Genomic DNA, 5,956 nt, shown 5'->3' with positions numbered 1-5,956 from the left:
GGAGGTCGCGCGCGCGCCGGCCTCGGCCATCGCGGCCTCGATCATCGCCTGGCGGTCGGGCGGGATATATTGCCAGACGATCGAGTGCATCAGCACGCGGGTGACGCCCGGCTGCTGCGGTTCGGCCAGCCGTGCGGCGATCCAGTCGGCGGCATCCGCCCGGACCAGATCGACGCCGGAAACGCGGATCATCGCGATGCCTGCCTCCATGCGCGCGAACCGGGCTTCGGCCTCGGGCCAGATATAAGCCATCAGCCGATCGGCAGCCGCGCTGTCGCGCACGTCGATGGGGTTGAGATCGCACCCGCGCACCGACTCGATGCGGAATGGCGTCGAAGGCGGCGCTAGCCCCTGCCAGTCGGGCGCGATCACGCAAGGCGCATTACCGGGGCCGGAGCGTACGCCGCCGAGGTCATAGCCGTAACGGTCGATCAGCAGGTTCATCCCCGCACTCGATCCGATCTCGTTGAGCTCGAAGCGGTCGGTGGTGCGGCTCGCCAGCCAGTGCAGAGCGGCGACGAAGCTCGCCGAGCGCCCCGCCTCGTTGGTCTGCGGCGGGCCATCGAACCAGGGGAGCAGCTCGGCATCGTGCCGCGCGACGACCGCCGAGACGATCGCGTCCACCTCCGATTGGTCGGTCACCTCCTGGGCGTAGACCGGCCGAAGCTCCGGCGCGGCGCCTCGGCGGAACAGATGGTGCAGCCCGCCTGCGAGCCGCAGCGGCATCGCATCGGTCAGCACATGGCCCGGCCATCCGGCGATCCGGCGTCCGCAGGCGGTGTCGCCTGCCATCAGCGCGATCTGCGCGCGGCACACGGCCCCGGTCGCAGGCGCGCCATTATGCGCGGCATGATCCGCCTGAAACGAGATGCCGCTGGTGATTTCCTCTTTCCGGTTCATATTGCCCTTTGCCCTGCTTGGCCCTACATGCCGCGGCCATGGCCGATACGCTGATCTTTGCCGTGCCCAAGGGGCGCATCCTCGACGATGCCCTGCCCGTGCTCGAACGGGTGGGTATCATGCCGTCCCCTGAATTTCACGATCCGAAGAACCGGTCGCTGCGTTTCGGCACCAACCGCGCGGACATGGACATCATCCGCGTGCGCGCGTTCGATGTCGCGACCTTCGTCGCGCATGGTGCGGCGCAGATCGGCATTGTCGGGTCGGACGTGATCGACGAGTTCGACTATTCGGACCTTTATGCGCCTGTGGACCTGAATTTCGGCCATTGCCGCCTGTCGGTCGCAGAACCTGCGGACGAGGCGGCGAGCAACCAGCCGCGCCCCTCGCATATCCGCGTCGCCACCAAATATCCGAACATCACCCGCCGCTATTTCGAGCGCCAGGGCGTGCAGGCCGAATGCGTCAAGCTGAACGGCGCGATGGAACTCGCCCCCTCGCTCGGCCTGTCGCGCCGGATCGTCGACCTGGTGGAATCGGGCCGCACGCTCAAGGACAATGGCCTCGTGGAAACCGAAGTCATCACCCAGGTCTCCGCCCGGCTGATTGTCAACCGCGCTGCGCTGAAAAAGGACCATGCGCGATTGGGACCGCTCATGTCCGCCTTTCGCGATCTCGCCGCAGAGCGCAGGCGGGCCGCATGACGCTCAGGCTTTCCACCCGCGACAAGGATTTCGCCCAGGCGTTCGACAAGCTGGTGCGCGGTCGGCGCGAAAGCGATGTCGAGGTCAGCCGCGACGTCACCGCGATCATCGCCGATGTGAAGGCGCGCGGCGATGCGGCGCTCGCCGACTATACTGCGCGCTTCGACGACCACAGCCTCGACGGCAATGGCTGGAGCATCGGCAAGGATGCGTGCGCCGACGCCTATGCCGCGCTGTCCGATGACCTTCGCGCCGCACTCGATCTCGCTGCCAATCGCATCCGCGCGTATCACCAAGCGCAACTGCCCGAGGACCGCGACTATACCGACGCTGCGGGCGTGCGCCTCGGCGCGCGCTGGAGCGCGGTCGATGCGGCAGGGCTGTACGTGCCCGGCGGCCGTGCGGCCTATCCCTCGTCGCTGCTGATGAACGCGATTCCGGCCAAGGTCGCCGGGGTCGAGCGGCTCGTCGTCGTGACGCCGACGCCCAAGGGTCAGGTCAATCCGCTGGTGCTCGCCGCCGCGCATCTCGCCGGGGTGGACGAGATCTGGCGCATCGGCGGCGCGCATGCGGTGGCGGCGCTCGCCTATGGCACGCAGAAGATCCGCGCGGTCGATGTCGTCACTGGCCCGGGCAATGCCTGGGTCGCCGAAGCCAAGCGCCAGCTCTACGGTGTGGTCGGCATAGACATGGTCGCGGGGCCGTCCGAGATCGTCGTGGTCGCGGATGGCAAGAACGATCCCGAATGGATCGCCGCCGATCTGCTCAGCCAGTCCGAGCATGATCCGACCAGCCAGTCGATCCTGTTCACCGATGACGCGGGCTTTGCCGATATTGTCGCGGACACGGTCGGCGTGCAGCTCGCCGCGCTCTCGACGCGCAAGGTCGCGACCAGGGCGTGGGAAGACAATGGCGCGATCATCGTGGTCGACAGCCTCGAAGACGCGATGCCGCTGGTCAACCGCCTTGCTGCCGAGCATCTCGAACTCGCGGTCGACGATCCGGAAGCGCTGTTCGCAAAGGTGCGCCATGCCGGCTCGGTGTTCCTGGGCCGTCATACGCCGGAAGCCGTGGGCGATTATGTCGCCGGGCCCAACCACGTGCTGCCCACCGGGCGGCGCGCACGTTTTTCCTCGGGCCTTTCGGTGCTCGATTTCATGAAGCGCACCAGCTTCATCCAGCTCGATCCCGACAGCCTTGCCGAGATCGGCCCCGCCGCCGTCGCGCTGGCCGAGATGGAAGGCCTGCCCGCCCATGCCGAGAGCGTCCGGCGCCGGCTGACCTGATGGAAACGACATGAACGAGAAATCCCGCTCCCGCTCCGCCGCCCGGCTCGCCGCCGTCCAGGCGCTCTACCAGCACACGATGGAAAAGACCCCGGTCGCGCAGCTGCTCCACGAATTCCACCAGCACCGGCTGGGCGCGGAAATCGAGGACGAGCAATATGCCGAGGCCGATGTCGCGTTCTTCGACGATGTGGTGAAGGGCACCACCGAGCGGCTCGCGGAGATCGACGCCCTGATCGAGGGCAAGCTGGCCGAAGGCTGGTCGCTCGGCCGCATCGACCGCACGCTGCACCAGATCCTGCGCGCCGGGACATACGAGCTGCTCGCGCGGCCCGATGTGCCGGTGGGCAGCGTGATCAACGAATATCTCGATGTCGCGCACGCGTTCTTCGACGCCAAGGACACGCGCTTTGCCAACGGCCTGCTCGACGGGATCGCCAAGGATGTGCGGCGTTAATTGACGCCAGGTCGCGCAAACGTCCCTCGACTTCAGCGTTCCGCTGAAGTTTATCCTGAGCGGCGCCGCTAGGCGGCGTCGAAGGGCTCGGGACAAACGGGATAAGCTCAAGGCGAGTTGCACCACCCGTCCGTTTGTCCCGAGCGCAGTCGAGGGACGTAAGGCACAAGGGGTAAACCCGCATGACCACCGAACCCGGTTTTATCGATCTGCTGCGCACCATCGCCACCGATCCGGCGGCGCGCGGGCTCGATGACGATGCCGCGGTGCTGACCATCGGCAAGCAGGCGCTCGTCCTCACCAAGGACATGCTGGTCGAAGGCGTGCATTTCCTGCCCGACGATCCGCCCGCCGACATCGCGTGGAAGCTGGTCGCGGTGAACGCCTCGGATCTGGCCGCCAAGGGGGCGAGCCCGCTCGCGTGTCTCACCGGTCACAGCCTGTCGCGCGATGCGGGCTGGGACGCGGCCTTTGCCGGGGGCCTGAAGGCCGCGCTCGACCATCACGGCCTGGCGCTGATCGGCGGCGATACCGTCAGCGTGCCCGCGGGTCAGGCGCGCGTGCTGTCGCTCACGGCGATCGGCCTGCCCTCGGTCCCCGTGCCGCCGTCGCGCGGCGGCGCGCTGGCGGGCGACGGGCTGTTCGTTACCGGCACGATCGGCGATGGCTGGGCGGGCTTGGGCCTGCTCCAGGCGGGCAAGACCGAACCGGCATCGCTCGTGCAGGCCTATCGCAGGCCGCAGGCGCGGCTTGCCGATGGGCCCCTGCTCGCGCAGGTCGCGCATGCGATGATGGACGTGTCCGACGGGCTGCTGATCGATGCCGCGCGCATGGCGCGCGCCTCGCGGCTCGCGGTGCGGATCGACCTCGCGCAGGTGCCGCTCTCGCCCGATTTCGATCAGGCCGCGGCGCTTGCCGCCGCGACCGGGGGCGACGATTACCAGCTGCTGTTCGCCGCCGATGCCGAAGCGCATCTGCCGGTGCCTGCAACGCGTATCGGCGGCTTCCATGCCAGCGATGGCAATGGGGGCGGAGGGGTGAGCCTCAGCTGGAACGGCATGCCGGTCGAAACCCCCGAAAAACTGGGCTGGCTGCACGGCTGAGCGCACATCCATCTCCCTAACTTTATTAAGTTGCACGCCTGCAACACCCGCTTATACCTATGCAAGGGGGACGCTGACGTTCATGAAGGGCGCGGTGATCGCCTGTTCGGCCGAGAGGCCTTCGCTTTTTGGGAGAGCGACGCATGAACGTGGTCTTGATAGCCATCCTGTGCGGGGTGGTTGCAGTTTTCTATGGCATATTCACCAGCAGACAGGTCTTGAGCCAATCGCCCGGCAATGCCCGGATGCAGGAAATCGGCGCGGCCATCCAGGAAGGCGCGCAGGCCTATCTGGGCCGTCAGTATCGTACCATCGCCATTGTCGGCATCGTGATGCTGGTGCTGGTCTGGGCGCTTCTCGACAAGTTCGGCAACCCCGTCTCCGCCATCGGCTTCGTGCTGGGCGCGGTCCTCTCGGGCGTGGCGGGCTATATCGGCATGAACATTTCGGTGCGCGCCAACATGCGCACCGCTCAGGCCGCGAGCACCTCGCTTCAGGCGGGGCTGACCCTCGCCTTCCGCGCGGGTGCGATCACCGGCATGCTGGTGGCGGGGCTCGGCTTGCTCGCAACCGCGGGCTATTTCTATTACCTCTATGCCATAGCGGGCCATGGCCTCAGCGATCCGGAAGACCGTAACATCGTCAACGGGCTGGTCGCGCTCGCGTTCGGCGCATCGCTGATCTCGATCTTCGCGCGTCTGGGCGGCGGCATCTTCACCAAGGCGGCCGACGTCGGCGCGGACCTGGTCGGAAAGGTCGAGGCGGGGATCCCCGAGGATGATCCGCGCAACCCGGCGGTGATCGCCGATAACGTCGGCGACAATGTCGGCGACTGCGCCGGCATGGCCGCCGACCTGTTCGAAACCTATGTCGTCACCATCGGCGTCACCATGGTCGCGATCGCGCTGCTGGTGGCGGGCGACGACACCGCATTGCTGCCGCTGGTCGGGCTGCCGCTCGGCCTGTGCGGGCTGTGCGTCATCACCTCGATCATCGGCACCTATTTCGTCCGGCTGGGATCGGGCGGATCGATCATGGGCGCGATGTACAAGGGCTTTGCGGTCACCGCCGTGCTCTCGGCCATCGGCCTCTATTTCGTCACCGATGCGGTGGTCGGCATGGCCACCGCCTATTCGATGAAGACCGCCGATGCCGCAGGCCCGGCGACCTTCACCGGCATGGACCTTTATCTCACCATGCTGATCGGCCTGGGCGTCACCGGCCTCATCATCTGGATCACCGAATATTATACCGGCACCAACTATCGCCCGGTCCGCTCGATCGCCAAGGCATCGGAAACCGGGCACGGCACCAACGTCATCCAGGGTCTGGCGATCAGCCTCGAGGCGACGGCGCTGCCGACGCTGCTGATCGTCGTCGCGGTGATCGTCGCCTATCAGTTGGCGGGGATCGTCGGAATCGCCTTTGCGGCGACCGCGATGCTGGCGACGGCCATGCAGATGGAGGAACAGCCCGCTGTCCATGCGCCGGTCGAGATCGGCCAGC

At 67.0% G+C, this 5,956-nt stretch carries 6 protein-coding genes; 5 read left to right on the top strand and 1 reads right to left on the bottom strand.

Translation table 11 applies throughout. The features are described from left to right. On the bottom strand, nucleotides 1–900 hold a 900-nt coding region (locus tag DM995_RS01720; RefSeq protein WP_157973267.1), incomplete at its 3' end, for a DUF2332 domain-containing protein. 38 nt (nucleotides 901–938) lie between these two features. On the opposite strand from DM995_RS01720, the gene hisG reads away from it, so the two are divergent. From hisG to DM995_RS01695, 5 genes are all read left to right on the top strand, one after another. After that, nucleotides 939–1,604 (top strand): ATP phosphoribosyltransferase, encoded by a 666-nt coding sequence (gene hisG / locus DM995_RS01715; protein WP_116968291.1) that lies wholly within the window; start codon nucleotides 939–941, stop codon nucleotides 1,602–1,604. After that, nucleotides 1,601–2,890, top strand: coding sequence for a histidinol dehydrogenase (gene hisD / locus DM995_RS01710; protein ID WP_116968290.1), 1,290 nt, complete (start codon nucleotides 1,601–1,603; stop codon nucleotides 2,888–2,890). Before hisG ends, hisD begins: the two co-directional genes overlap by 4 nt. A gap of 10 nt (nucleotides 2,891–2,900) precedes the next feature. Beyond that, the gene (gene nusB / locus DM995_RS01705; RefSeq protein WP_116968289.1) at nucleotides 2,901–3,347 is read left to right on the top strand and encodes a transcription antitermination factor NusB; all 447 of its coding nucleotides are present in this window, start codon (nucleotides 2,901–2,903) and stop codon (nucleotides 3,345–3,347) included. A gap of 182 nt (nucleotides 3,348–3,529) precedes the next feature. Beyond that, on the top strand, nucleotides 3,530–4,450 hold the full coding sequence (gene thiL / locus DM995_RS01700; RefSeq protein ID WP_116968288.1) for a thiamine-phosphate kinase: 921 nt from the start codon (nucleotides 3,530–3,532) through the stop codon (nucleotides 4,448–4,450). A gap of 143 nt (nucleotides 4,451–4,593) precedes the next feature. Then, nucleotides 4,594–5,956 (top strand): sodium/proton-translocating pyrophosphatase (locus tag DM995_RS01695; protein ID WP_198669222.1); only part of this gene is annotated, 1,363 nt, incomplete at its 3' end.

The sequence above is a fragment of the Blastomonas sp. UPD001 genome (assembly GCF_003426715.1).
GTDB lineage: Bacteria > Pseudomonadota > Alphaproteobacteria > Sphingomonadales > Sphingomonadaceae > Blastomonas.
This window is presented reverse-complemented; position numbering and strand designations above follow the sequence as displayed.